This window comes from Paraburkholderia acidicola (assembly GCF_002362315.1).
GTDB lineage: Bacteria > Pseudomonadota > Gammaproteobacteria > Burkholderiales > Burkholderiaceae > Paraburkholderia > Paraburkholderia acidicola.
The window spans coordinates 81053-102954 of the sequence record NZ_MTZV01000005.1 but is presented as its reverse complement, the minus strand read 5'-3'; the positions used below and the strand labels follow the sequence as shown (position 1 = coordinate 102954).

Sequence of the window (21902 nt, the reverse complement as noted above, 5' to 3'; positions counted from 1 at the left end):
CAAAAAGGGCAGCTCACATAGCTGCCCTTTCTCGTTCAGTGGATACGGTTCTTCAGCTCTCGCTCTTCGGTTCCTCGTCGGGCGATACCGGCTCCGGCCTCTTGACGAAGAGCCGTGCCGCGATGATCCCCGCCTCGTAGAGCACGATCAGCGGCACCGCGAGAATCAGCTGCGAGAACACGTCCGGTGGCGTAACCACAGCCGACACGATAAATGCCCCGACAATCACATACGGCCGGATCTCCTTGAGCTTCTGCACCGTCAGAATGCCCATGCGCACCAGCAGCACGACGACGATCGGCACCTCGAACGTGACGCCGAACGCGACGAACATCGTCAGGACGAAGCTCAGGTAATTGTCGATGTCGGTGTTCATTTCCGCGCCGAGCGGCGCGTTGTAGTGCGCCATCACGTGGAAGATGGTCGGGAACACCACGAAGTACGCGAACGCCATGCCGCACAGGAACAGCGTATAGCTGCTGGCGACGAGCGGCATGACCAGCTTCTTTTCGTGCTGGTACAGCCCCGGCGCGACGAACGCCCAGATCTGATACAGCACGACCGGCAGCGCGATCACCAGGGCCACCAGCATGGTCACCTTCATCGGCACAAAGAACGAGCCAGTGACGTCGGTGACGATCATCTTGCCGTTGGCGGGCAGGTTCATCATCAGCGGTCGCGCGAGCAGCCTGAAGATGTTTGGCGCCCAGTAGACGAGCCCAAGGAACACGACGATCACAGCAATGCCGGCGCGGATGATACGGTCGCGCAGTTCGACGAGATGCGAGATGAAGGTCTCTTCGTTGCCTTCAGTCTGGGTTTGTTGCGGGTCGCTCACAACGGCCCTCGGTAGGAGATGGGGGAGGCGCGGGACATCAGAAGAAGCGGGTCGGACGACGCAGGCTCACCGGCGTGTGACGCGCCACGCGTGCCGCCCCTGACTGCACGCGGGTGCGGCGTAACGTCGCACGCTTGTACCAGGACGGGGCCGCGGTCTGCTTGATGCGCCAGTTCTTGCGTTTCGGCGGCGCCGTGAAGCTGCTGCGCCACGACACGCCACCGTCCGAGAAACCCGAACCGGTCGACGTGCTCGCCATGTCGGGCGACACCGAGGTACCCGCACTCCATGCGTCGTTGAGTTCGGTTTCGGTCTTGCGCAGGTTGTCGTGCACCGTATTGCTGACGTTCTGCGCCGCCGATTCGAACTCGGTCTTCATGCGGCGCAGTTCGTCGAGTTCGATCTCGCGCGTGACTTCCGCCTTGACGTCGTTGATATAGCGTTGCGCGCGCCCGAACAGCGCGCCCGCGGTGCGCGCGACGCGCGGCAGGCGCTCCGGCCCGAGCACGACCAGTGCGACGACGCCGATCAGCGCCATCTTGGTAAGACCGAGATCGAGCATGAAGCGTGATATCCGTCAGTGCGCGGGTGGCCGCGGCTTAGCGGGAGTCGCCGGCATTCGGCGCTTTTTCTTTTGCATCGACATCGACGGTGCCGCTACGCGGCAGTTCGCGCTGCGTTGCGTCGGCCGTTTCGCTTTCCTTCATGCCTTCCTTGAAACCCTTCACCGCACCACCCAGATCGGTGCCGATGTTACGCAGCTTCTTCGTGCCGAACACGAGCGCAACGATCAGCAGAACGATCAACCAGTGCCAAATACTGAACGAACCCATGAAAACTCTCCTTAACCCCGCTGTCGCGTATCGACGCAACGGAACACGGTGTGCCTTGCGGCCTGTTGCGAAGCCGAGGCTTCGTCCTTCTGTTACTGCCCGACCCGGGCGGCGCGCCATTATCGCGTGCGATCGCGTCGGCGGCGTTACAGAGATACAAAAATCTCCAGTCGTACCTGCGCGGCCCGAAAATCGTGCTGGATGCGGAAAAGCGGCGATTGATACCAATCTAGCCCGCTTTTACCCCATCCGCTGCCACGGACGCGGCCCTGCGATCAGATGCGCATGCAGGTGATACACCTCCTGCCCGCCGCCGGGACCCGTATTGATCACCGTACGAAAGCCGGTTTCTCCACCCGTATAGGCCACGCCGAGCTGCTTCGCGAGCTGCGCGACCAGAATCATCATTTTACCAAGCAGCGGCGCATCGCTTTCGGTGCAGTCGGATAGCGTCGCGATGTGCTTGCGCGGGATCACCAGTACATGCGTTTCGGCGGCAGGATGGATGTCTTTGAACGCGACGAACTCGTCGTCTTCGTGCACGCGGGTCGACGGAATATCGCCGGCGGCGATCTTGCAGAAAAGGCAGTTCGGATCGTGGCTCATGGTTTTCCTGGTACGCGGGCGCGTGCAACTTCAGACGCAACGTTAGAAGAAGCTACGCGGATTCTGCAGCGGCTTGTTGTCGTACAGATACAGCCAGCCTTTGATAATACGGTACAACGTCCAGATTCCGACAGCCCAGAGCACTGGAATGCCGATCACCACGAAAAGCAGCACCCCGCCGATCACATAGCCGAGCAGGCAGAACCAGAACGTGCGGATCTGCCACGTGAAATGCGCCTCATACGGCGTGCCATCGGCATCCTGCCGCTTCAGGTAGTTGATGATGATCGCAATCAGCACCGACACGCCGCCGGTCAGGAAGTGCACCGCGTACAGCCCGTACAGCACGTGCGTCAGCGTGCGCAGCCGGCGCTCCTGCTCGGCATCGAGTTCGCCAGGGTAAGACGGAGGCGGATAACCGCCCTGCGACTGTTCCATGCTTGCGTCCTCCTATCGGGTCCGTCAGTCCATCAACCAGCAAAGCGAGCTGCCGAAGTGCCGCCTGGTGCCAGCTCAGTCGCCGCTCTCTTCACGTTCGCGGCTCTTGCGCAGCGCCTTTTCTTCGATGCCCGACGTACCTTCGCGCCGTTCGAGCTCCGCGAGGACATCAGCGGGGCTCAGATCGAAGTGCGACAGCATCACGAGACAATGAAACCACAGGTCGGCCACTTCACCGACGAGCGCAGTCGGCGCGCCGCCCTGGCGCACGTCCTTCGCGGCAAGTACGACTTCGGTCGCTTCTTCGCCGATCTTTTTCAGCACCGCATCGTCGCCCTTGTGAAACAGGCGCGCCACATACGAAGCATCCGGGTCGCCGCCCTTGCGGCCATCGATCACCGCCGCGAGGCGCAGCAGCGTGTCGTTTGTCGATTGCGAAATTTGCGTCATTTGTAGATGTGCTCGGGGTCTTTCAATACGGGCTCGACGGTTGCCCAGTCGCCGTCGTCGACGGTGCCTTCGAATTTCTGGAAGAAGCAGGAGTGACGGCCGGTGTGGCAGGCGATGCCCGACACCTGCTCGACCTTCAGCAGCACCACGTCTTCGTCGCAATCGAGCCGCACTTCATGCACGTGCTGCACGTGGCCCGACTCTTCGCCCTTGAACCACAACCGCTGACGCGAGCGCGAGAAGTACACCGCGCGGCCGGTTTCGATGGTTTTGGCGAGCGCTTCGCGGTTCATCCACGCGAACATCAGCACGTCGTTGGTCGACGCTTCCTGCGCGATCACCGGCACGAGGCCGTTCGCGTCCCACTTCACCTTGTCGAGCCAGTTGCCTGAAGAGTTCGTCACGTCACAGCCTCACGGAAATACCCTGCCCGGCCATGAAGCGCTTTGCCTCGCCGACCGTGTGTTCGCCATAGTGGAAGATGCTTGCGGCCAGCACCGCATCGGCGTGTCCGTCCTTGATGCCGTCGGCGAGATGCTGCAGCGAGCCGACGCCGCCCGACGCGATTACTGACACCGGCACCGCGTCCGACACCGCGCGCGTCAGCGCGAGATCGAAGCCGCTTTTGGTGCCGTCGCGATCCATGCTGGTGAGCAGGATTTCGCCCGCGCCGAGTTCGGCCATCTTGCGCGCCCACTCGACGACTTCGAGGCCGGTCGCCTTGCGACCGCCATGCGTGAACACTTCCCAGCGCGGGGCTTCGTTGTCGGCAGATACGCGCTTTGCGTCGATCGCGACGACGATGCACTGCGAGCCGTATTTGTCGGTGGCATCGCGCACGAGCTGCGGATTCGCCACCGCCGACGAGTTCATGCTGATCTTGTCCGCGCCCGCGTTCAGCAGGCGCCGCACGTCTTCGACCGCGCGCACACCGCCGCCGACCGTCAACGGAATGAACACCTGCGATGCGACCGCTTCGATGATCGGCAGGATCAGGTCGCGCTGGTCGGAGGTGGCGGTGATGTCGAGGAACGTGAGTTCGTCGGCGCCCTGTTCGTCGTAGCGTCGCGCGATTTCGACCGGGTCGCCCGCATCGCGCAGTTCGACGAAGTTGACACCCTTCACCACGCGGCCGGCCGTGACGTCGAGACAGGGGATGATGCGTTTAGCTAGAGCCATGATCTTGCCAATGCTTGCGTAGTTCGCAGGTAAATCGCAGGTAAGGCCGCCTGCTGCGGGCGGTGCGGGCGAACCGCTGCGGTGCCACTGCGGCGATAAGTCGCTGTGGCGCCGCAGGTTGCGTGCGCGGTCTGTGCCGTGTGCAGCAGCGGGCCCGCGCAGTCGACGCCCAGGCGTCGTGCTTACGCGTCGTCAGACTCGCGCAGGCGGTCGGCGAGCGTCTGTGCGGCAGCGAAGTCAAGATCGCCCGAATAGATCGCGCGACCGCAGATCACGCCTTCGATCCCTTCGTCCTCGACTTCGCAGAGCGATTCGATATCGGTCAGATTCGACAGGCCGCCGCTCGCAATGACCGGAATTTTTACCGCACGCGCAAGGCGCACCGTCGCATCGATGTTGATGCCCTGAAGCATGCCGTCGCGGCCGATGTCCGTGTAAATGATCGACTCGCAGCCGTAATCCTCGAACTTGCGCGCGAGATCGGCGACTTCGTGGCCGGTGAGCTTGCTCCAGCCGTCGGTGGCGACCTTGCCGTCCTTCGCATCAAGACCGACGATGATATGGCCGCCGAACGCCGTACAGGCTTCCTGCAGGAAGCCCGGGTTCTTCACCGCCGCCGTGCCGATGATGATGTACGACAGGCCGTCGTCCAGATAACGCTCGATCGTATCGAGGTCGCGGATACCGCCACCCAGTTGCACCGGAATCTCGTTGCCGACCTCCTGGATGATCGCGCGAATCGCGTCCTCGTTCTTCGGCTTGCCGGCGAACGCGCCGTTGAGGTCGACGAGATGCAGGCGCCGCGCGCCGCGCTCGACCCAGTGTCGGGCCATCGCCGCCGGTTCCTCGGAGAAAATCGTCGCCTGGTCCATATCGCCCTGTTTGAGGCGTACACACTGACCGTCTTTGAGGTCGATGGCGGGGATCAGCAGCATAGCAATCGGGTGGTGTCTGGGAAGAGGGTTGGGTGTGGGTCGGCGCGATGAACGCAAAACCTGCAGGCGCGCCGTTCCGCTAGTTTAGTACAACTCTTTCGGCGCCCTTGATGGGGCGGCTTGAACGCACCGGCACCGGAGCGGCACGATCGGTGCCGGACAGGCCGCGGCGCAGCGGACGAAAGGCGCTCATGGGTTCCAGTGCACGAAGTTGCGGTACAGGCGCAACCCCGCGTCGGCGCTCTTTTCCGGGTGGAACTGGGTGGCAAAAATGTTATCCCGCGCGACCGCCGAGGTAAAGGGCGCGCCGTACACGGTTTCGCCCGACGTATGCGCGGCATTGTCGGGCACGACGTAGTAGCTGTGCACGAAATAAAAAAAACTGCCGTCCGCGACACCGTCCCACAACGCATGCGGCTGCGCCTGGCGAACGCGGTTCCAGCCCATCTGCGGCACTTTGAAGCGGGAGCCGTCGTCCTGCACCTGGTCCGCCAGATCGAAGCGCACCACCTTGCCGGGCAACAGCCCGAGCCCGCGTGTATCGCCCTCGGCGCTCCAGTCGAACAGCATCTGCTCGCCGACGCACACGCCGAGCAACGGCTTGCTGCGCGAGGCTTCGAGCACCGCTTCCTGCAACCCGGATTCGCCGAGACACCGCATGCAATCGGGCATCGCGCCCTGTCCCGGCAGCACGACCCGGTCTGCCGCGCGAATCGCTTCGGGGCGGTCGACGATCGCCACGTCGGCCTCGGGGGCAGCTTTCCTCAGCGCCTGCGCGACCGAACGCAGGTTGCCCATGCCGTAATCCACAATCGCAATCGAAGTTTTCATCTCAAGTTAGGCAGCAACGCCTTCAATCCGTCGACGATGAACTCCACCGCCAGCGCCGACAACATCAAACCCATGAGCCGCGTGCCGATATTGATCCCGGTTTGGCCCACCCAGCGGGCGATCGGCTCGGCAAGCCGCAGCGACAAAAAGCAGATCGCCGCGAGCACCGCGCCGATCGCAATCAGACTGATCCGGTCGTACCAGTGCGCGGAACCGGCCGCATACACGATGACCGTGCTGATCGCGCCAGGGCCGGTCAGCAGGGGAATCGCGAGCGGCACCACCGCGACGCTGTTCTTCTGCTCGGCCTCGTCACGCTCTTCCGGCGTGGAGCGCGAATTACCGATCTGCGCATTCAGCATGTTGATCGCCATCAGCAGCATGATGATGCCGCCGCCCACTTCGAGCGAGCCAACCGAAATGCCGAAAAAACTGATGATCTGCTGTCCGAGCAGCGTCGTCACGGCGATCACGCAGAACACCGAGATCGCCGCGATGCGAATGGTGTGCTTGCGCTCACCCTCCGACTGCTGCGACGTAAGGCTCAGAAAAAATGGTATCGCGCCGACCGGGTTGATCAGCGCGAGCAGTGAAATAAACGACTTGAGGGTATCCATCGCACGCCGGCCGCGCTGCTGCGCCGCCGGTCCGCTTCGTCAGGGTTCGGGGCCTAGAGGCTGCCTTTGGTCGACGGAATCTGCCCCGCCGCGCGCTCGTCGAGTTCGGCTGCCATCCGGAGGGCCCGGCCGAACGCCTTGAACACCGTTTCCATCTGGTGATGGGCGTTCAGACCGCGCAGGTTGTCGATATGGAGCGTCACGCCCGCATGATTGACGAAGCCGCGGAAAAATTCGATGGAGAGATCGACGTCGAACGTGCCGATGCGCGCCCGCGTGAACGGCACATGGAATTCGAGGCCCGGGCGGCCCGAGAAGTCGATCACGACGCGCGACAGCGCTTCGTCGAGCGGCACGTACGCGTGACCGTAGCGGCGAATCCCCTTGCGATCGCCGATCGCCTTCGCGACCGCCTGTCCGAGCGTGATGCCGACGTCTTCGACCGTGTGATGGTCGTCGATATGCAGGTCACCATGCGCCTCGACTTCCAGATCGATCAGCCCATGCCGTGCAATCTGGTCGAGCATGTGGTCGAGGAACGGCACGCCGGTCGCAAGCTTCTGCTGGCCGGTGCCGTCCAGGTCGATCTTTACACGGATCTGCGTTTCGCTAGTGTTGCGAACGACTTCCGCAAGGCGCATGGTGAATCCTCGAATCGAACTAAAAAGTAAGGTGAAACGAAACAACGGAACCGGGCATCAGTGCAGCACGAGTTTCAGCGCGGCCAGCATCTGATCGTTCTGTTCCGGCGAACCGACCGTCAGACGCACGCAATTGGCGAGCAATGGATGCATTTTACTCACGTTTTTGACAAGAATCCGCGCAGTAAGCAGCGTTTCGAACGCTATTGATGCATCCGGCACACGCACCAGCAGGAAATTGCCCGCGCTCGGGAAGACTTCGGCGCCCGGCAGCTGGGCCACCGCTGCGGCCAGCCGCGAGCGTTCCTCGCGCAGTCGCGCCGCCTGCGCGTCGAGCACGTCGACATGGTCGAGCAGGAAATCGGCGGCGGCCTGGGTCAGGACGTTGACGTTGTACGGCGGCCGCACCTTGTCGAACTCGGTGAGCCATGCGGGACGGCCGGCCAGGTAGCCGAGACGGATACCGGCAAGCCCGAGCTTCGACACCGTGCGCATCACGACGACGTTGTCGAACTGGTCGGCGCGCGGCAGCCAGCTTTGCTGCGCGAACGGTTGATACGCCTCGTCGATGACGACGAGGCTGCGATCGGCGGCCGCGATGATGCGTTCCATGTCGGCTTCGTCGTACAGCGTGCCGGTCGGGTTGTTCGGGTACGCGAGGTAGATCACGGCCGGTGCATGTTCGGCGATCGCGGCGAGCATCGCGTCGGCATCGAGCGTGAAATCGGCCTTCAACGGCACACCGATAAACTCCAGATGCGCGAATTTCGCGGACATCTGATACATGACGAACCCCGGCACCGGCGCGAGCACCTTTGCGCCCGGATTCGCACAGGCCAGCGAAATGATGCTGATGATTTCGTCGGAGCCGTTGCCGAGCAGCACGTCGCAGGCGGCCGGCACCTGCATCACCCGCTTGATCTTCTCGATCAGCGCTTCCGGCCGCGGCGCGGGGTAGCGGTTCAGCGCGACGCCGGCCAGATGCTCGCCGAGATGCGCGGCCAGCACGGGGGGCAGCGAGAACGGGTTCTCCATTGCGTCCAGCTTTACGAAGCCGGTCGCGTCCGGAACCGGGTAGCTCGTCATCGCGAGTACGTCGCGGCGGATGATGTCTTGTGGTGTCGTCATAACTGGGCAAACCGGTCGCATCACGCGCCGGCACAACAAGAGCGACGCGCAGCCGCCCTGTGGTTGGTCGATATTCTCGTTTTAGTACGGTCTTACTGCTGGCCCTTCTCTTTCAACTTTCAACCGGTCTGCTTCATCCGGTACTCGGCACTGCGTGCATGCGCCTGCAGCCCTTCGCCATAGGCAAGCTCGGCGGCAATTTCGCCGAGCGTCTGCGCACCCTCGGCGCTGACTTCGATCACGCTCGAACGTTTGAAGAAATCATAGACACCGAGCGGCGACGAAAACCGTGCGGTGCGAGACGTAGGCAGCACGTGGTTCGGTCCGGCACAGTAGTCGCCGAGGCTTTCGCTGGTGTAGCGACCGAGGAAAATCGCGCCCGCATGGCGGATCAACTGGCCCCACTGCTGCGGCTCCAGCGCGGAAATCTCGAGATGCTCCGGTGCGATGTCGTTGGCGATCGCGCAGGCTTCGGCCATGTCGCGCACCTTGATCAGCGCGCCACGCCCTTCGAGCGACGCCTGAATCACATCGCGGCGCGGCAGCGTGGGCAGCAACTCGGCGATCGCGTCCTCGACGCGCGCGATAAACGCGGCATCCGGACACAGCAGGATGGATTGCGCGAGTTCGTCGTGCTCGGCCTGCGAGAACAGGTCCATCGCGACCCAGCGCGGGTCGGTTGTGCCGTCGCAGAGCACGAGGATTTCCGACGGACCGGCAATCATATCGATGCCGACCGTGCCGAACACGCGACGTTTCGCCGACGCGACATACGCATTGCCTGGACCGCAGATCTTGTCGACCGCCGGCACGGTTTTCGTGCCGTACGCGAGCGCCGCCACGGCCTGCGCACCGCCAATCGTAAACACCCGATCGACACCGCCCAGCAGCGCCGCGGCAAGCACGAGCGGATTCTTCACGCCGTCGGGCGTCGGCACGACCATCACGATTTCGCGCACACCGGCCACACGCGCCGGAATCGCATTCATCAGCACCGACGACGGATACGCAGCCTTACCACCCGGCACGTAGATGCCCGCGCGGTCGAGCGGCGTCACCTTCTGGCCGAGCACCGTGCCGTCGGCCTCGGTGTAATGCCAGCTATGGCTGCCGCACTCGATCTTCTGCTTCTCGTGAAACCCGCGCACGCGCGCAGCCGCAGCTTCGAGCGCCGCACGGCGCTTCGGCTCCAGCCCTTCGAGTGCCGCTTCAAGCTCGGCCATCGGCAGCTCGAGCGCCGAAACGCTAGCCGCGTTCAGGCGATCGAAGCGATTCGTGTAGTCGAGCACGGCTGCATCGCCGCGCGTCTTCACGTCGGCGAGTATCTCCGCGACCGAGCGCTCGATCGCTTCGTCCTCGCTCGCCTCGAACGCGAGCACCGCGTGCAGCGCTTTCTGAAAACCGACCGCGCTGGAATCGAGTTTGCGAATCTTGATAGACATACGAGTATCCGTTTCGGTAAGGCGCGCGCCGTCAGGCCTTCGCGCCGTCGAGCCGCGACGCGCGTTCAAACGCATCGAGGAACGGTCGCAGCGCAGCGCGCTTCAACTTCAGTGCCGCCTGGTTCACCACGAGGCGCGACGAGATCTGCATGATCTCTTCGACTTCGACGAGATCGTTCGCTCGCAGCGTACCACCCGAGCTGACCAGGTCGACAATTGCGTCGGCAAGGCCGACGAGCGGCGCGAGTTCCATCGATCCATACAGCTTGATCAGATCGACGTGCACGCCTTTGGCCGCGAAATGTTCGCGGGCGGTTTCGACGTACTTGGTCGCGACACGCAGGCGCGCGCCCTGGCGCACCGCGCTCGCATAATCGAAGCCCGCCTTGACTGCGACCGACATGCGGCAACGCGCGATGTCGAGATCGACCGGCTGGTACAGGCCGCTGCCGCCGTGTTCGAGCAGCACGTCCTTACCGGCCACGCCGAAATCGGCGGCACCGTATTCGACGTAGGTCGGCACATCGGTGGCACGCACGATGATCACGCGAAGGTTTGGATCGGTGGTGGGCAGGATCAGCTTGCGCGAGGTTTCCGGATCTTCGGCCACTTCGACACCGGCCGCGGCCAGCAGCGGCAGCGTTTCCTCAAAGATGCGGCCCTTCGACAACGCGAGCGTCAACGGTGCACTTGCAGCCGGCGACGACGACGTTTGCGGCACCGTGCTCATGCTGCTTTCCCCTGAATGCGGCGCACCTGCGCGCCGACCGCCGTCAGCTTCGATTCCATCCGGTCGTAGCCACGGTCGAGGTGATAGATCCGGTCGATCAGCGTTTCGCCACTCGCGCACAGCCCGGCGATCACGAGGCTCGCGGAGGCGCGCAGATCGGTTGCCATCACCTTCGCGCCCGACAGCCGCTCGACGCCGGTGACCAGCGCGGTCTTGCCGTCCGTCGTAATGCTCGCACCGAGGCGATTGAGTTCCTGCACGTGCATGAAGCGGTTCTCGAAGATCGTTTCGACAACCTGCGCGGTGCCGTTCGCGACCGCGTTGAGCGCCATGAACTGCGCCTGCATGTCGGTCGGGAATGCCGGGTATTCGGACGTACGAATGTTCACGGATTGCGCACGCTGGTTCATCCGCACACGCATCCAGTCGTCGCCTTCCTCGATCGTCACGCCGGCTTCGCGCAGCTTGACGGTGACGGCTTCGAGGATCTGCGGACGCACCTTGCGCAAGATCACATCGCCGCCCGCTGCGGCCACGGCGCACAGGAAGGTGCCCGCTTCGATACGGTCGGGGATCACCGTGTGTTGCGCGCCATGCAACCGGTCAACGCCCTGGATCACCAGCCGGTCGGTACCGATGCCGTCGATCTTCGCGCCCATCGCGACCAGCAGATTGGCGAGGTCGCCGACTTCCGGCTCACGCGCCGCGTTCTCGATCACCGTTTCGCCGTCGGCGAGCACCGCGGCCATCAGCAGGTTTTCGGTGCCGGTCACGGTGATCATGTCGGTGACGATGCGCGCGCCCTTCAGACGCTTCGCGCGCGCTTCGATGAAGCCGTGCTCGATGGTGATCTCGGCGCCCATCGCCTGCAGCCCCTTGATGTGCTGATCGACCGGTCGTGCGCCGATCGCGCAGCCACCGGGCAGCGATACCTTCGCTTCGCCGAAACGGGCGACCAGCGGGCCGAGCACGAGGATCGACGCGCGCATCGTCTTCACGAGTTCGTAAGGGGCGACGGGGTTGGTCACCTTCGAGGCATCGAGTGATACACGACCCGCGCTACTTTCGGTGCGCACGCCCATCTGGCCGAGCAGCTTGAGGATGGTGCGCACGTCCTGCAGATCGGGCACGTTGTCCAGATGCACCGGGTCCGCGCTCAGCAGACCGGCGCACAGAATGGGCAGCGCGGCGTTCTTCGCGCCCGACACCGTGATCTCACCCGCAAGCCGCTGTCCGCCAACGATAACGAGTTTGTCCATGCCAGTCGTTTCCTGATGCGTTTCCTGAGCCGTTTCCGGTTCCGTCCGCGAGCCGTTCGGCGCGGCCTGTTGAAGCTCTGCTACGGCGCCGCTCACTGCGTCGCCGGTGTCCTGTGTGATTCGCACTGAAGTGTCCAGATTATCCGTTCTGCCATTCGGCGGGCGTCAGCGTTTTCATGCTGAGCGCGTGTATTTCTTCGCGCATGCGGTCGCCGAGCGCCGCGTACACGAGTTGATGGCGCTGGATCAGCCGCTTGCCTTCGAAGTCCAGCGAAACGATCGTCGCAAAGAAATGCTGACCGTCGCCTTCGACTTCGAGATGCTGGCAGGGCAAACCAGCCGCGATGTAATTCTTGACCTGTTCGGGAGTCGGCAACATGGAAAGCTCCTCGTCAGTGGCGCAGCTTGTAGCCGGATGCGAGCATGCGCATCGCGATCACGGCCAGCACCACGAAGAAACCGCCGACAATCGCCAGGCTCGCGAGCGGATCGATATCCGCGATCCCGAAGAAGCCAAAGCGAAAGCCGTCGATCATGTAGAAAAAGGGATTCAGCCGCGACACTTCGCGCCAGACCGGCGGCAACGTATGCGTCGAGTAGAACACGCCGGACAGGAACGTGAGCGGCATGATCAGGAAATTCTGGAATGCGGCGAGCTGATCAAATTTCTCCGCCCAGATGCCGGCGATCAGCCCGAGCGTGCCGAGAATCGCCGAACCGAGCACGGCGAATCCGACGATATAGAGCGGCGCAGCGAAGTTGAGCGGAATGAACCAGATCGTCACGACGAACACGCCGCAGCCCACCGCAAGACCGCGCACCACCGAGGCGAGCACGTAGGCGCCATACATTTCCCACGGCGCGAGCGGCGGCAACAGCACGAACACGAGGTTGCCGGTGATCTTCGACTGGATCAGCGACGACGAGCTGTTTGCGAACGCGTTCTGCAGCACGCTCATCATCACGAGGCCCGGCACCAGGAAGCTCGTGTATTGCACGCCGGGATAGACCTGCACGTGATCGCGCAGCGCGTGGCCGAAGATCGTCAGATACAGCAGCGCCGTGATGACCGGCGCGAGCACCGTCTGGAACGACACCTTCCAGAAGCGCAGGACTTCCTTGTAGAACAGCGTGTTGAATCCGCTATAGCCGCTCATGCAAGCCCCTCGATCACTTCCGGACCGTTCATCACCTGAACGAATACGTCTTCGAGGTCGGCTTTGCGAACCTCGATTTCTTCGAATGTACAACCGGCCGCGCGACATTGCGAAAGAATCCGCTCGACGTCGTCGTAGCTGGCGAGACGCAGCAGATGCTGGTGCGGCTGCATCTGCGTCGGATCGACTTCGAGCGGCCGCAGTTCGGCGGGCAGCATGCCCTGCGCAAAACGCACGAACAGCTGGATGCCCGCGAAGCGCTGCAGCAGCGCCGCCGTACGGTCGAGCGCGACCACTTCGCCGCGCCGGAGCATCGCGATACGGTCGCACAGCGATTCCGCTTCTTCCAGGTAGTGGGTGGTCAGCACGATCGTGTGACCTTCACGGTTCAGGCGCGAGATGAATTTCCACAAGGTCTGGCGCAATTCAACGTCTACGCCGGCGGTCGGCTCGTCGAGCACGATCACCGGCGGCCGGTGCACCAGCGCCTGGGCGACCAGCACGCGGCGCTTCATCCCACCGGACAGCGCGCGCATGTTGGCGTCGGCCTTGTCGGTGAGATCGAGATTCGCCATCACTTCGTCGATCCACGCATCGTTGTTGCGCAGGCCGAAGTAGCCGGACTGGATGCGCAGCGTCTCGCGCACGCTGAAGAACGGATCGAATACGAGTTCCTGGGGCACGACGCCGAGCGCACGACGCGCTTCGCGGAAATCGGCGACCACGTCGTGGCCGCGTACCGCGATCGAGCCTTCATCGGCCCGCGCGAGACCCGCAAGTATGCTGATGAGCGTCGTCTTGCCCGCGCCGTTCGGGCCGAGCAGCCCGAAGAACTCGCCTTCTTCGATGGCGAGGCTGACGCCCTTGAGCGCCTGCAGATCCTTGTAGCGCTTCTTGACGTTACGAATGTCTATCGCTGGCATGACTGTGCGCCGCTTTCGGCGGCGGCGCCTTTAGGTGCGCAATATGCGGGGGAAACGGAAATTGGGGCCGGCTCTGTATCGCGATAATCCGCGAGGCAAGCCCCAAAAAAGCCCCTGATTATAGGGCAAAGTCGCTTATCCGACTCTGCCTGGGGTATTAGAGGCTGAAGGTGACGCGTAGAGCGTCAATGTCGCGACGACAGCAGCGTATCGACGCCGTAGGCCTGAGCGAGACTGGCGAGCCCCGCCGGAAGATTGACGATATCGAGTGCGGCGCCGCGAGTTTGCGCGGCACGCTGCCACGCGAGCAATACAGCCAGCGCGGACGAATCGAACTGCGTGAGCGGCGCACAATCGACGCCAGTCGCACCGCCGGCAATCCGCTCGAGCCCCGCCGCGAGCGCGGTTTTCGCGCTCGCGTGGGTCAGCATGGCGCCGGTTTCAAAGCGGCTCACGACTGCTTGCCCGCAGCCAGCTGCTGGTTACGCTGGGTCAGGAACTGAATCAGGCCGTCGACACCGTGCTGCTGGATCTGCTCGTTGAACTGCTGCTGGTACGCCTGGATCAGCCACGCGCCGAGCACGTTGATGTCATAGACGCGCCAGCCTTGCGGCGTCTTGTACAGACGGTAGTCGAGCTCGACCGGCGAACCGTTGTTCATCACCACCGAGCGCACGACCACGTCGGTGTCATCCGGGCTCGAGCGGAACGGACGATACTGGATTTCCTGGTTGCGCACCTGGGCCAGCGCGCCCGAGTACGTACGGATCAGCAGCATCTTGAACTGCTCGACGATCTGCGCCTGCTGCTCCGGCGTCGCGGTGCGCCAGTTGCGGCCCATGGCCAGTTGCGTCGTACGGTGGAAGTCGGTGTACGGAAGAATCTTTTCGTTGACGAGCTTCGTCACCGCGGCGATGTCGCCCTGCTGGATCGACTTGTCGGCCCGCACGGCGTCGATGACCTGCTGCGTGGCTGTCTTGACCAGCGTGTCAGGCGTGCTGGTATCGACGCCTTGCGCGAATGCAGCACTGGTGAACGAAAACAACGCAGCGAACAACGGAATCAGGAATAGTTTTTTCATATGAAGCCTGCAAGAGAATGAGCGCCTATCTTTGAACGGGCTATGTTGCCCGAGTTCATCGACTTACGCCCGGAATCTGCGACAGTCGTATCTATCTGTTACCGCGGTGCCGTCAATGCAGCTTGAGCGACGGGAAGCCGAACCCGGTACGCGACGGCGGAACGATCTGGCCAGCCGGCACCGTGCTGTCCTGACTGCCCTTCTGGTTGGTCTGCGGAGCAACTCCCGCGCCTGACGCGGGCGCAGCCGCCGCTGCTGCGCCAGAAGCCGCGGCCGGTGCGGCGGCACCATCCACCGCGCTGTCGTCGTACTTCGGCGGCGGCGCACCGTCGCCGTAGTCGGGCAGCGCAGCCGAGTTGCCATCCGAAAGCTGATACTGGCGGCGCTGCAGGTACGCATTACGCACGAACGAATACTTGTCGAGCGCGGCGCCCGCCAGCACATCGCCAGCGCCGAGCAGGTTAGCCCGCGTGCTGATGATATTCAGGCCGTACAACGCCCAGCGGAAACCTTCCGGATCGACGTACGAAAGCGGATTGACGTAGTAGTTGCCCAACGTGCCCACCGCATCACGCACGGTGCTCGGGCCGAACAGCGGCAGCACGAGGTACGGGCCCGCCGGCACACCGTAGTGGCCGAGCGTCAGACCGAGATCGTTGTTGTGCTTCGGCAGCCTCGCGAGCGTCGCGACGTCAAACAGACCGCCCACGCCGAACACCGTATTGATCACGATCCGCATGATGTCTTCGACACCATCGGTGATCTTCAACTGCAGCAGGTTGTTCGCCGCGGTGTACACGTCGCCGATGTTCGAGAAGAAGTTGGTGACGCTGTCGCGCACCGGCTGCGGCGTGATGAACACGTAGCCCTTCGCCACCGGCTTCAGCGCGTACTGGTCGACGGTATCGTTGAACTTGAAGATCGTGCGGTTGAAGCCTTCGATCGGATCTTCCTTGATCGGCGTCTGAACGGTCGAACAACCGGCGAGCATGGCCACCGCCAGCACGAGGGCCGCATTGCGGACGCGCAGGGTCTTCATTCTTGTTCTCCTTATTGGCCGGCGGCACCGCCAGAGGCGGGCAGCGTCGGTGCAGCGGCGCCCGGTGCGGGCGCGGGAGTTTTGGCAGCGCCAGAGTCGGCGGCCTTGCTGTACAGAAACTGTCCAATCAGATTTTCGAGGACGATCGCCGACTGCGTCATCGCGATGGTGTCGCCGGCTTTCAGCATCTCGGTGTCGCCACCGGCCTCGAGTCCGATGTACTGCTCGCCGAGCAGACCCGAGGTCAGGATCTTCGCGGACGAATCCTTCGGAAACTGGTACTGCTTGTCGAGATCGATCGTGACGAGCGCCTGATACGTATTGCTGTCAAAGCCGATCGAATCGACCCGGCCGACCGTCACGCCCGCGCTCTTCACCGGCGCACGCGGCTTCAGTCCACCGATATTGTCGAACTTGAGCTTCACCGGGTAGGTGGCCTGAAACGATAGCGAACTCATGTTGCCGGCCTTCAGCGCGAGGAACAGCAGCGCGATGAAACCCAACACTACGAACAGGCCGACCCAGAAGTCGAGAGCAGTCTTTTTCATCGTCATCCCAAAGAGAAACCACCGCGGCGCCCGGCTACCCGCGTGGCGCCATGGCTCGGCGCCGTACGTCGGGAGCGCGACGCGCGGGTCTTAACTGAACATCAGCGCGGTCAGGAGGAAGTCCAGACCGAGCACGGCAAGCGATGCATACACCACCGTCTTCGTCGTCGCACGCGACACGCCTTCCGGGGTCGGCTTCGCCTCGTAACCCTGGTACAGCGCGATGAAGGTCACGGCAAAACCGAACACGATACTCTTGAACACGCCATTGCCGACGTCGCTCCAGACGTCGACGCCGCCTTGCATCTGCGACCAGAACGCACCTGAGTCGACACCGATCATCAGCACGCCGACCACATAGCCGCCGATGATCCCGACCGCGCTGAAAATCGCCGCGAGAATCGGCATCGCAATGATGCCCGCCCACAGGCGCGGCGCGATGACGACCTTCAAAGGATCGACGGCCATCATTTCCATCGCCGTGAGTTGCTCGCCGGCCTTCATCAGACCGATCTCGGCGGTGAGCGACGTGCCGGCACGGCCCGCGAACAGCAGTGCGGTGACGACCGGCCCGAGTTCGCGCACCAGCGACAGCGCGACCAGCAGCCCGAGCGCCTGCTCGGAGCCATAGCGGTTCAGCGTGTAATAGCCCTGCAAGCCGAGCACGAAGCCGACGAACAGCCCCGACACGGCAATGATCACCAGCGAATAGTTGCCGACGAAATGGATCTGCTTCGTGACAAGCCGCGGGCGCCGCAGCAGCGCAAAGAATTCGAATACAAGACGAACGAACATCCGCGCCGCGTAACCCGCGCCGGCCAGCCCGTCGAGCACCGAACGTCCAATGGTGCTGATCATGCCCGCCCCCCGTCGATACCGAAATCCGCGGCCAGCGATGCGCTGCCCGGGTAGTGGAACTTGAACGGACCGTCGGGCGCGCCGTCGATGAACTGGCGCACCGTCGCATCCGTCGATGCGCGCAGCTGGTCCGGCGTGCCTTCCGCGTGCACGCCGCCGTTGGCGAGGAAATAGACGTAGTCGGCAATCGCAAACGATTCGGGCACGTCGTGCGTGACCAGAATCGAGGTCGCGCCGAGCGCCTGGTTCAGCGTGCGGATCAGGTTCGCCGTGATGCCGAGCGAGATCGGGTCGAGCCCGGCGAACGGCTCGTCGTACATCATCAGTTCGGGATCAAGTGCGATGGCGCGGGCCAGCGCCACGCGCCGCGCCATGCCGCCGGAAATCTCCGACGGCGCGAGATCGCGTGCGCCGCGCAAGCCGACCGCGTTGAGTTTCATCAGCACGAGGTCGCGCAGCAGTTCTTCGGGGAGATCCGTGTGTTCGCGCAACGCGAACGCGACGTTTTCGAACACCGACATGTCGGTGAAGAGCGCGCCGAACTGGAACAGCATGCCCATCTTGCGGCGTAACGTGTACAACGCGTCACGGGACTGCGTGCCGATGTCCTGCCCCTGGAACAGCACCTGGCCGCGCTTCGCCTTCACCAGACCGCCGATCAATCGCAGTACGGTCGTCTTCCCGCAACCGGAGCCGCCCATGACCGCCACCACCTGACCGCGCGGGAAACGCAGGTTCAGGTTCGACAGGACAAGGCGGTCGCCATAGCCGAAATCGACGTCGCGCAGTTCGAGAAGGGGCTCAGAGGTGGAAGGCACGTAGCTGACAGTCCATTTACACGAAGGCCGAATTATAGGGCCATCATGAAAAAACTGTCGTGACGCCCCGGCTAGGTGCCGCAGAAGTCCGACGATTATTGCGTAAACACCTGTTGCAGTGCAGAAACCGCGGCGGCCGGGTCGGGTGCTTCGGTGACAGCGCGGACCACGGCCGCGCTGCCGACGCCGGTCGCCAGCACGTCGGGCAACACGCCGCCGTCGATTCCGCCGATCGCCACCAGCGGCACCACGCCGTCCAGCAACTGGACATAGCGCGCAAGGCGCGCAAGGCCCTGCGGTTCGGTGGGCAGCGCCTTGGTCGTGGTCGCAAAGATCGCGCCGAAAGCGATGTAGCTGGGCCGGAAATGCAGTGCGACGAGGACTTCGTAGTAGCCGTGGCTCGACAGGCCGAGGCGCACGCCGGCGGCACATAAGGCCTGGAGGTCGGCAGTATGGAGATCTTCCTGGCCTAGATGGACGCCGTAGGCGCCTGCGTCGATGGCGGCTTGCCAGTGATCGTTGATGAACACCTGCGCGTCATGTCGACGTCCCGCTTCAACACAGCGCGCGATGTCCTGTGCCAGTTCAGCGCTCAACTGACCGGGTGTGCCGGCCTTGTGGCGCAACTGGACGGTCTTCACGCCGAACTCCAGCACCCGCTCGACCCAGTCGGCGTTCGGCAGCACCGGATAGAGGCCCAGCCGGTCCGGGCAACGCGGAAACAGCTGTGCCGGTGCGGGCGGCAACCCGACGACACGCGGAAAGCGCGTGAGATCGGTGGGCCAGGCATCGGCGGCGCGCTTTTCGTCGCCATCGCGCCAGGCCAGCGCCAGCACCAGCGCGTCATGCGGCGCAAACCCGCAATCGAGGAACGCGGCCAGCGCCGGGATCCAGTCTTCGGGCAACGCGCCTTCGAGCGATTCCAGCGGATAGCGCTCGCCGCCCAGATGCAGCGTCGCACGATCCGGCGCAGCCTCAATCACGCCCGCGCCCTGCACGAGCCAGCGCGCGAGTTGCGCACCGTCAGGCTTCGCACCGGCGGCGACGATCAGGTCACCGCCGTTCGCATCGTCGGGCGCGGTCAGGCAGATACGCCATGGCGCGTGGGTCGGCGGCCAGTCGCCGAGCCGCGAACGGATGCGCTCGGCGGCTTCGGTGAGTTCGTCGGCGGGCGGCCAGAAGCGGTCACCGGTCAGCGGGAAAGTCTGCGTCACGCGGCGCTCCCGTCGTGATGCCAGAACGGCATACCGACCACCGGCGTGCTCGCCTCGGCCGTCTCGCGCTCGGCCATCGGCCCAGCAACGTAAGCCGCGCGGCCCGCCTCGGCGGCCAGCGCGAAGGCCCGCGCCATCGCCGGCGGGTGGGTTGCCTGCGATACCGCCGTGTTCAGCAGCACACCATCGAAGCCCCACTCCATCACCTGGCACGCGTGCGAAGGCACGCCGAGCCCGGCATCGACGATCAGCGGTACGTCGGGCAGCCGCTCACGCAGCACGCGCAGTCCGTACGGATTGATGACGCCCTTGCCGGTGCCGATCGGCGCGCCCCACGGCATCAGCGCCTCGCAGCCCACATCGAGCAATCGACGGCCGATCACGAGATCTTCCGTGCAGTACGGCAGCACCTTGAAACCTTCCTTCACGAGCTGGGCGGCCGCCTCGATCAGTCCGATCGGGTCGGGTTGCAGCGTGTAGTCGTCGCCGATCAGTTCGAGCTTGATCCAGTCGGTGGCGAAGATTTCGCGCGCCATGTGTGCGGTCGTCACCGCTTCGGCGACGCTCTGGCAGCCGGCCGTGTTCGGGAGCAATGGCACGCTGTGGCGCTTGAGCAGGTCGAAGAAGCCCGCCTCGGCGCCGCCTTCGTTCATCTGGCGCCGCAGCGCGACGGTGACCATGCCCGGCTGCGCCGCCGCGATCGAATCGGACAGCGACTGCAGCGACGGATAGCGTGAGGTGCCGAGCAGCACGCGGCTCGCGAACGTTTCGCCGTAGAGGCGGAGGGGATCGGCGGGAGCGGGAGAAGTCATTGGGGAATCCTTGCGTCTGACGGTACGCCGCGGCTCAGCCGCCGGCGACCGGTTGCACGACGTCGAGCCGGTCGCCCGGTTGCAGCGCGCGCGCCGCATGCTGCGTGCGCGCGACGAAATCGCCATTCAGCGCAACCGCGAACGGCGGCCGCGCGCCCCATGCGGCAAGCGCATCGGCGACCGTGGCACCGTCGGGCAGCGTCAGCGGTTTCTGATTGATGTGGATGTTCATGAGGTTCGTCAAAAGCGGTTCTTCCATTTCTTCTGTGGTTCGCGACAGGCGGCTTGTGTCACGCCGGCTCGCGTGCCGGGTCCGGCTGGCTCAGCGAGTCGAGGTGGAGCAGCTCGCTCCAGCGTGCATCGCGCCGCCAGGTCGCAAACGCGTCGGCATCGGCGACGCGGCGCTCGAGTAACGCGGTCGCGAAGCGCACCGCTTCGTCCGCGACTTCCGGCGCGATCATGTAACCGTGCCGGTACAGGCCATTCACGCGCAGTGTCTGCGCGCCGTTCCAGACCAGCGCCGGGCGATGGTCGGGCAGGGTCGGCCGGCAGTGTGCATTGAGTTCGAGAATGCGCGCTTCGCCGAAACCCGGATGCACGGAAAACGCCGCGCTCAGCAGTTCGAGCGCCGAGCGCACGCTGACCGGCGACATGTCCTCGCCTTCCACTTCGGTTGCACCGATCACATAGCAGTCGTCCTGCTTCGGCGCGATATAGAGCGGATACCGCGGATGCAGCAGGCGCACCGGGCGCGTGAGGTCGATGCCCGGCGCGTGGACCCGCGCGACTTCACCGCGGATACCGCGCAGCGTCGGCAGAACCGGTTTTGCGCCAAGGCCGCGACAATCGATCGTGACGTGCGCGTCGGGCATCGCGCGATCGTCGATGTGGGTGTTCCAGTGCAGTTCGACACCGCGCGCCGCGAGCCCCGCCGCAAGCGCGGCGAGCACCTGGCGATTATCGAGCTGCCCTTCGCGCGGCAACAGCCAGCCTTTCGTGAAGCGGCCGGTCAACGCGGGCTCGGCGGCGCCGACCTGCGCACCGGACAGCGCGACGAAGCCACTGTCGAGCCACTCGGCCGGTGCGTTCGCCCGCACCCGGCGCTCGAACAATGAAGCTTCCGTGCGATCCGCGTGATGCCACACGATCAGCGAGCCATTGCGCTGAAAGAACACCGGCTCCGGCAATTCGGCGAGTAGCCGCGGCCATGCATCGAGCGATGCGGCGCCCAGTTGCGTGATCAGCAGTTCGGCGCTGGCCGCTTCGGCAAGCGGCGCGAGCATCGCGGCGGCGACCCACGCGGCGGCCTGCGTACCCGCTGCATCGCCGCGTTCGTACAACGCCACGCGATGCCCCGCGCCGGCCAGACGCCACGCGACGAGCCGCCCGCACAGACCGCCGCCGATCACGGCGAAATCCGGCTTGGATTGGATAGCGGTCTTCATCGCGCGGGAACCGGACGCGACGGCGCCCATCCGCGAACACGCAGACAGACAACGCAAAAGACTGAAGAATAAGCGGTCAT

General features: G+C 64.1%; 29 protein-coding genes. All 29 read right to left on the bottom strand.

The window, feature by feature from the left end; translation table 11 throughout:
• Window positions 1-52 precede the first annotated feature (52 nt).
• Window positions 53-838 (bottom strand): twin-arginine translocase subunit TatC, encoded by a 786-nt coding sequence (gene tatC / locus BWP39_RS18730; RefSeq protein WP_096722873.1) that lies wholly within the window; start codon window positions 836-838, stop codon window positions 53-55.
• Between the two features lie 37 nt (window positions 839-875).
• Window positions 876-1400 (bottom strand): Sec-independent protein translocase protein TatB, encoded by a 525-nt coding sequence (tatB, locus tag BWP39_RS18725; RefSeq protein WP_096722871.1) that lies wholly within the window; start codon window positions 1398-1400, stop codon window positions 876-878.
• A 37-nt stretch (window positions 1401-1437) separates the two neighbouring features.
• Window positions 1438-1671, bottom strand: a complete 234-nt coding sequence (gene tatA, locus BWP39_RS18720; RefSeq protein ID WP_096722869.1) for a Sec-independent protein translocase subunit TatA — start codon at window positions 1669-1671, stop codon at window positions 1438-1440.
• Window positions 1672-1911: 240 nt separating this feature from the next.
• A complete protein-coding gene (locus BWP39_RS18715) occupies window positions 1912-2277 on the bottom strand; it encodes a histidine triad nucleotide-binding protein (RefSeq protein WP_096722867.1) in 366 nt (121 codons plus the stop codon).
• A 42-nt stretch (window positions 2278-2319) separates the two neighbouring features.
• On the bottom strand, window positions 2320-2715 hold the full coding sequence (locus BWP39_RS18710) for a DUF4870 family protein (protein ID WP_096722865.1): 396 nt from the start codon (window positions 2713-2715) through the stop codon (window positions 2320-2322).
• Window positions 2716-2790: 75 nt separating this feature from the next.
• Complete coding sequence (locus tag BWP39_RS18705) at window positions 2791-3156, bottom strand: phosphoribosyl-ATP diphosphatase (RefSeq protein ID WP_091019927.1); 366 nt, start codon at window positions 3154-3156, stop codon at window positions 2791-2793.
• A gap of 5 nt (window positions 3157-3161) precedes the next feature.
• Window positions 3162-3569 (bottom strand): phosphoribosyl-AMP cyclohydrolase, encoded by a 408-nt coding sequence (gene hisI / locus BWP39_RS18700; RefSeq protein ID WP_096722863.1) that lies wholly within the window; start codon window positions 3567-3569, stop codon window positions 3162-3164.
• Between the two features lies 1 nt (window position 3570).
• Entirely contained in the window at window positions 3571-4344 is a 774-nt protein-coding gene (hisF, locus tag BWP39_RS18695) for an imidazole glycerol phosphate synthase subunit HisF (protein ID WP_096722861.1), read from the bottom strand.
• 182 nt (window positions 4345-4526) lie between these two features.
• Window positions 4527-5279, bottom strand: a complete 753-nt coding sequence (hisA, locus tag BWP39_RS18690) for a 1-(5-phosphoribosyl)-5-[(5-phosphoribosylamino)methylideneamino]imidazole-4-carboxamide isomerase (RefSeq protein ID WP_096722859.1) — start codon at window positions 5277-5279, stop codon at window positions 4527-4529.
• A 189-nt stretch (window positions 5280-5468) separates the two neighbouring features.
• Window positions 5469-6110: an imidazole glycerol phosphate synthase subunit HisH gene (hisH, locus tag BWP39_RS18685; RefSeq protein ID WP_096722857.1), complete on the bottom strand. Its 642-nt coding sequence runs from the start codon at window positions 6108-6110 to the stop codon at window positions 5469-5471.
• Window positions 6107-6727 (bottom strand): YchE family NAAT transporter, encoded by a 621-nt coding sequence (locus tag BWP39_RS18680; RefSeq protein ID WP_096722855.1) that lies wholly within the window; start codon window positions 6725-6727, stop codon window positions 6107-6109. The genes hisH and BWP39_RS18680 overlap by 4 nt, the downstream gene beginning before the upstream one ends.
• Window positions 6728-6780: 53 nt before the next feature.
• Entirely contained in the window at window positions 6781-7368 is a 588-nt protein-coding gene (hisB, locus tag BWP39_RS18675; protein ID WP_091019747.1) for an imidazoleglycerol-phosphate dehydratase HisB, read from the bottom strand.
• A 57-nt stretch (window positions 7369-7425) separates the two neighbouring features.
• On the bottom strand, window positions 7426-8496 hold the full coding sequence (gene hisC, locus BWP39_RS18670; protein WP_096722853.1) for a histidinol-phosphate transaminase: 1071 nt from the start codon (window positions 8494-8496) through the stop codon (window positions 7426-7428).
• 119 nt (window positions 8497-8615) lie between these two features.
• Window positions 8616-9938: a histidinol dehydrogenase gene (hisD, locus tag BWP39_RS18665; RefSeq protein WP_096722851.1), complete on the bottom strand. Its 1323-nt coding sequence runs from the start codon at window positions 9936-9938 to the stop codon at window positions 8616-8618.
• Between the two features lie 31 nt (window positions 9939-9969).
• Window positions 9970-10668: an ATP phosphoribosyltransferase gene (gene hisG, locus BWP39_RS18660; protein ID WP_091019740.1), complete on the bottom strand. Its 699-nt coding sequence runs from the start codon at window positions 10666-10668 to the stop codon at window positions 9970-9972.
• Window positions 10665-11927: a UDP-N-acetylglucosamine 1-carboxyvinyltransferase gene (gene murA / locus BWP39_RS18655; protein ID WP_096722998.1), complete on the bottom strand. Its 1263-nt coding sequence runs from the start codon at window positions 11925-11927 to the stop codon at window positions 10665-10667. The genes hisG and murA overlap by 4 nt, the downstream gene beginning before the upstream one ends.
• Window positions 11928-12066: 139 nt before the next feature.
• Window positions 12067-12306 (bottom strand): BolA family protein, encoded by a 240-nt coding sequence (locus tag BWP39_RS18650; protein ID WP_096722849.1) that lies wholly within the window; start codon window positions 12304-12306, stop codon window positions 12067-12069.
• A gap of 13 nt (window positions 12307-12319) precedes the next feature.
• On the bottom strand, window positions 12320-13084 hold the full coding sequence (locus BWP39_RS18645; protein ID WP_096722847.1) for an ABC transporter permease: 765 nt from the start codon (window positions 13082-13084) through the stop codon (window positions 12320-12322).
• On the bottom strand, window positions 13081-14007 hold the full coding sequence (locus BWP39_RS18640) for an ABC transporter ATP-binding protein (protein WP_096722844.1): 927 nt from the start codon (window positions 14005-14007) through the stop codon (window positions 13081-13083). The genes BWP39_RS18645 and BWP39_RS18640 overlap by 4 nt, the downstream gene beginning before the upstream one ends.
• Window positions 14008-14192: 185 nt before the next feature.
• On the bottom strand, window positions 14193-14438 hold the full coding sequence (locus tag BWP39_RS18635; protein ID WP_096722842.1) for an STAS domain-containing protein: 246 nt from the start codon (window positions 14436-14438) through the stop codon (window positions 14193-14195).
• A 20-nt stretch (window positions 14439-14458) separates the two neighbouring features.
• On the bottom strand, window positions 14459-15088 hold the full coding sequence (locus BWP39_RS18630; RefSeq protein WP_096722840.1) for an MlaC/ttg2D family ABC transporter substrate-binding protein: 630 nt from the start codon (window positions 15086-15088) through the stop codon (window positions 14459-14461).
• A gap of 112 nt (window positions 15089-15200) precedes the next feature.
• On the bottom strand, window positions 15201-16127 hold the full coding sequence (locus BWP39_RS18625) for an MlaA family lipoprotein (RefSeq protein ID WP_091019729.1): 927 nt from the start codon (window positions 16125-16127) through the stop codon (window positions 15201-15203).
• An 11-nt stretch (window positions 16128-16138) separates the two neighbouring features.
• Window positions 16139-16681, bottom strand: a complete 543-nt coding sequence (gene mlaD / locus BWP39_RS18620; RefSeq protein ID WP_177228342.1) for an outer membrane lipid asymmetry maintenance protein MlaD — start codon at window positions 16679-16681, stop codon at window positions 16139-16141.
• Window positions 16682-16765: 84 nt separating this feature from the next.
• Entirely contained in the window at window positions 16766-17533 is a 768-nt protein-coding gene (gene mlaE / locus BWP39_RS18615; RefSeq protein ID WP_091019727.1) for a lipid asymmetry maintenance ABC transporter permease subunit MlaE, read from the bottom strand.
• Window positions 17530-18351 (bottom strand): ABC transporter ATP-binding protein, encoded by an 822-nt coding sequence (locus BWP39_RS18610; protein WP_096722838.1) that lies wholly within the window; start codon window positions 18349-18351, stop codon window positions 17530-17532. The genes mlaE and BWP39_RS18610 overlap by 4 nt, the downstream gene beginning before the upstream one ends.
• A 95-nt stretch (window positions 18352-18446) precedes the next feature.
• Window positions 18447-19565: a thiamine phosphate synthase gene (gene thiE / locus BWP39_RS18605; RefSeq protein ID WP_096722835.1), complete on the bottom strand. Its 1119-nt coding sequence runs from the start codon at window positions 19563-19565 to the stop codon at window positions 18447-18449.
• Window positions 19562-20377, bottom strand: coding sequence for a thiazole synthase (locus tag BWP39_RS18600; protein WP_096722833.1), 816 nt, complete (start codon window positions 20375-20377; stop codon window positions 19562-19564). Before BWP39_RS18600 ends, thiE begins: the two co-directional genes overlap by 4 nt.
• Before the next feature lie 34 nt (window positions 20378-20411).
• Window positions 20412-20609, bottom strand: a complete 198-nt coding sequence (thiS, locus tag BWP39_RS18595; protein ID WP_096722996.1) for a sulfur carrier protein ThiS — start codon at window positions 20607-20609, stop codon at window positions 20412-20414.
• Between the two features lie 58 nt (window positions 20610-20667).
• Window positions 20668-21822 carry an FAD-dependent oxidoreductase gene (locus BWP39_RS18590; protein WP_096722994.1) on the bottom strand — a complete coding sequence of 385 codons (1155 nt, stop codon included), beginning with the start codon at window positions 21820-21822 and terminating at the stop codon, window positions 20668-20670.
• Window positions 21823-21902: the final 80 nt, after the last annotated feature.

Bases quoted from the DNA above. Each gene is read 5' to 3' on its own strand.
- tatB (WP_096722871.1), bottom strand. From the start codon at position 1,400: ATGCTCGATCTCGGTCTTACCAAGATGGCGCTGATCGGCGTCGTCGCA.
- tatA (WP_096722869.1), bottom strand. From the start codon at position 1,671: ATGGGTTCGTTCAGTATTTGGCACTGGTTGATCGTTCTGCTGATCGTT.
- BWP39_RS18715 (WP_096722867.1), bottom strand. From the start codon at position 2,277: ATGAGCCACGATCCGAACTGCCTTTTCTGCAAGATCGCCGCCGGCGAT.
- BWP39_RS18710 (WP_096722865.1), bottom strand. From the start codon at position 2,715: ATGGAACAGTCGCAGGGCGGTTATCCGCCTCCGTCTTACCCTGGCGAA.
- hisF (WP_096722861.1), bottom strand. From the start codon at position 4,344: ATGGCTCTAGCTAAACGCATCATCCCCTGTCTCGACGTCACGGCCGGC.
- hisA (WP_096722859.1), bottom strand. From the start codon at position 5,279: ATGCTGCTGATCCCCGCCATCGACCTCAAAGACGGTCAGTGTGTACGC.
- hisH (WP_096722857.1), bottom strand. From the start codon at position 6,110: ATGAAAACTTCGATTGCGATTGTGGATTACGGCATGGGCAACCTGCGT.
- BWP39_RS18680 (WP_096722855.1), bottom strand. From the start codon at position 6,727: ATGGATACCCTCAAGTCGTTTATTTCACTGCTCGCGCTGATCAACCCG.
- hisB (WP_091019747.1), bottom strand. From the start codon at position 7,368: ATGCGCCTTGCGGAAGTCGTTCGCAACACTAGCGAAACGCAGATCCGT.
- hisC (WP_096722853.1), bottom strand. From the start codon at position 8,496: ATGACGACACCACAAGACATCATCCGCCGCGACGTACTCGCGATGACG.
- hisD (WP_096722851.1), bottom strand. From the start codon at position 9,938: ATGTCTATCAAGATTCGCAAACTCGATTCCAGCGCGGTCGGTTTTCAG.
- hisG (WP_091019740.1), bottom strand. From the start codon at position 10,668: ATGAGCACGGTGCCGCAAACGTCGTCGTCGCCGGCTGCAAGTGCACCG.
- murA (WP_096722998.1), bottom strand. From the start codon at position 11,927: ATGGACAAACTCGTTATCGTTGGCGGACAGCGGCTTGCGGGTGAGATC.
- BWP39_RS18650 (WP_096722849.1), bottom strand. From the start codon at position 12,306: ATGTTGCCGACTCCCGAACAGGTCAAGAATTACATCGCGGCTGGTTTG.
- BWP39_RS18645 (WP_096722847.1), bottom strand. From the start codon at position 13,084: ATGAGCGGCTATAGCGGATTCAACACGCTGTTCTACAAGGAAGTCCTG.
- BWP39_RS18640 (WP_096722844.1), bottom strand. From the start codon at position 14,007: ATGCCAGCGATAGACATTCGTAACGTCAAGAAGCGCTACAAGGATCTG.
- BWP39_RS18635 (WP_096722842.1), bottom strand. From the start codon at position 14,438: ATGCTGACCCACGCGAGCGCGAAAACCGCGCTCGCGGCGGGGCTCGAG.
- BWP39_RS18630 (WP_096722840.1), bottom strand. From the start codon at position 15,088: ATGAAAAAACTATTCCTGATTCCGTTGTTCGCTGCGTTGTTTTCGTTC.
- BWP39_RS18625 (WP_091019729.1), bottom strand. From the start codon at position 16,127: ATGAAGACCCTGCGCGTCCGCAATGCGGCCCTCGTGCTGGCGGTGGCC.
- mlaD (WP_177228342.1), bottom strand. From the start codon at position 16,681: ATGACGATGAAAAAGACTGCTCTCGACTTCTGGGTCGGCCTGTTCGTA.
- mlaE (WP_091019727.1), bottom strand. From the start codon at position 17,533: ATGATCAGCACCATTGGACGTTCGGTGCTCGACGGGCTGGCCGGCGCG.
- BWP39_RS18600 (WP_096722833.1), bottom strand. From the start codon at position 20,377: ATGACTTCTCCCGCTCCCGCCGATCCCCTCCGCCTCTACGGCGAAACG.
- thiS (WP_096722996.1), bottom strand. From the start codon at position 20,609: ATGAACATCCACATCAATCAGAAACCGCTGACGCTGCCCGACGGTGCC.
- BWP39_RS18590 (WP_096722994.1), bottom strand. From the start codon at position 21,822: ATGAAGACCGCTATCCAATCCAAGCCGGATTTCGCCGTGATCGGCGGC.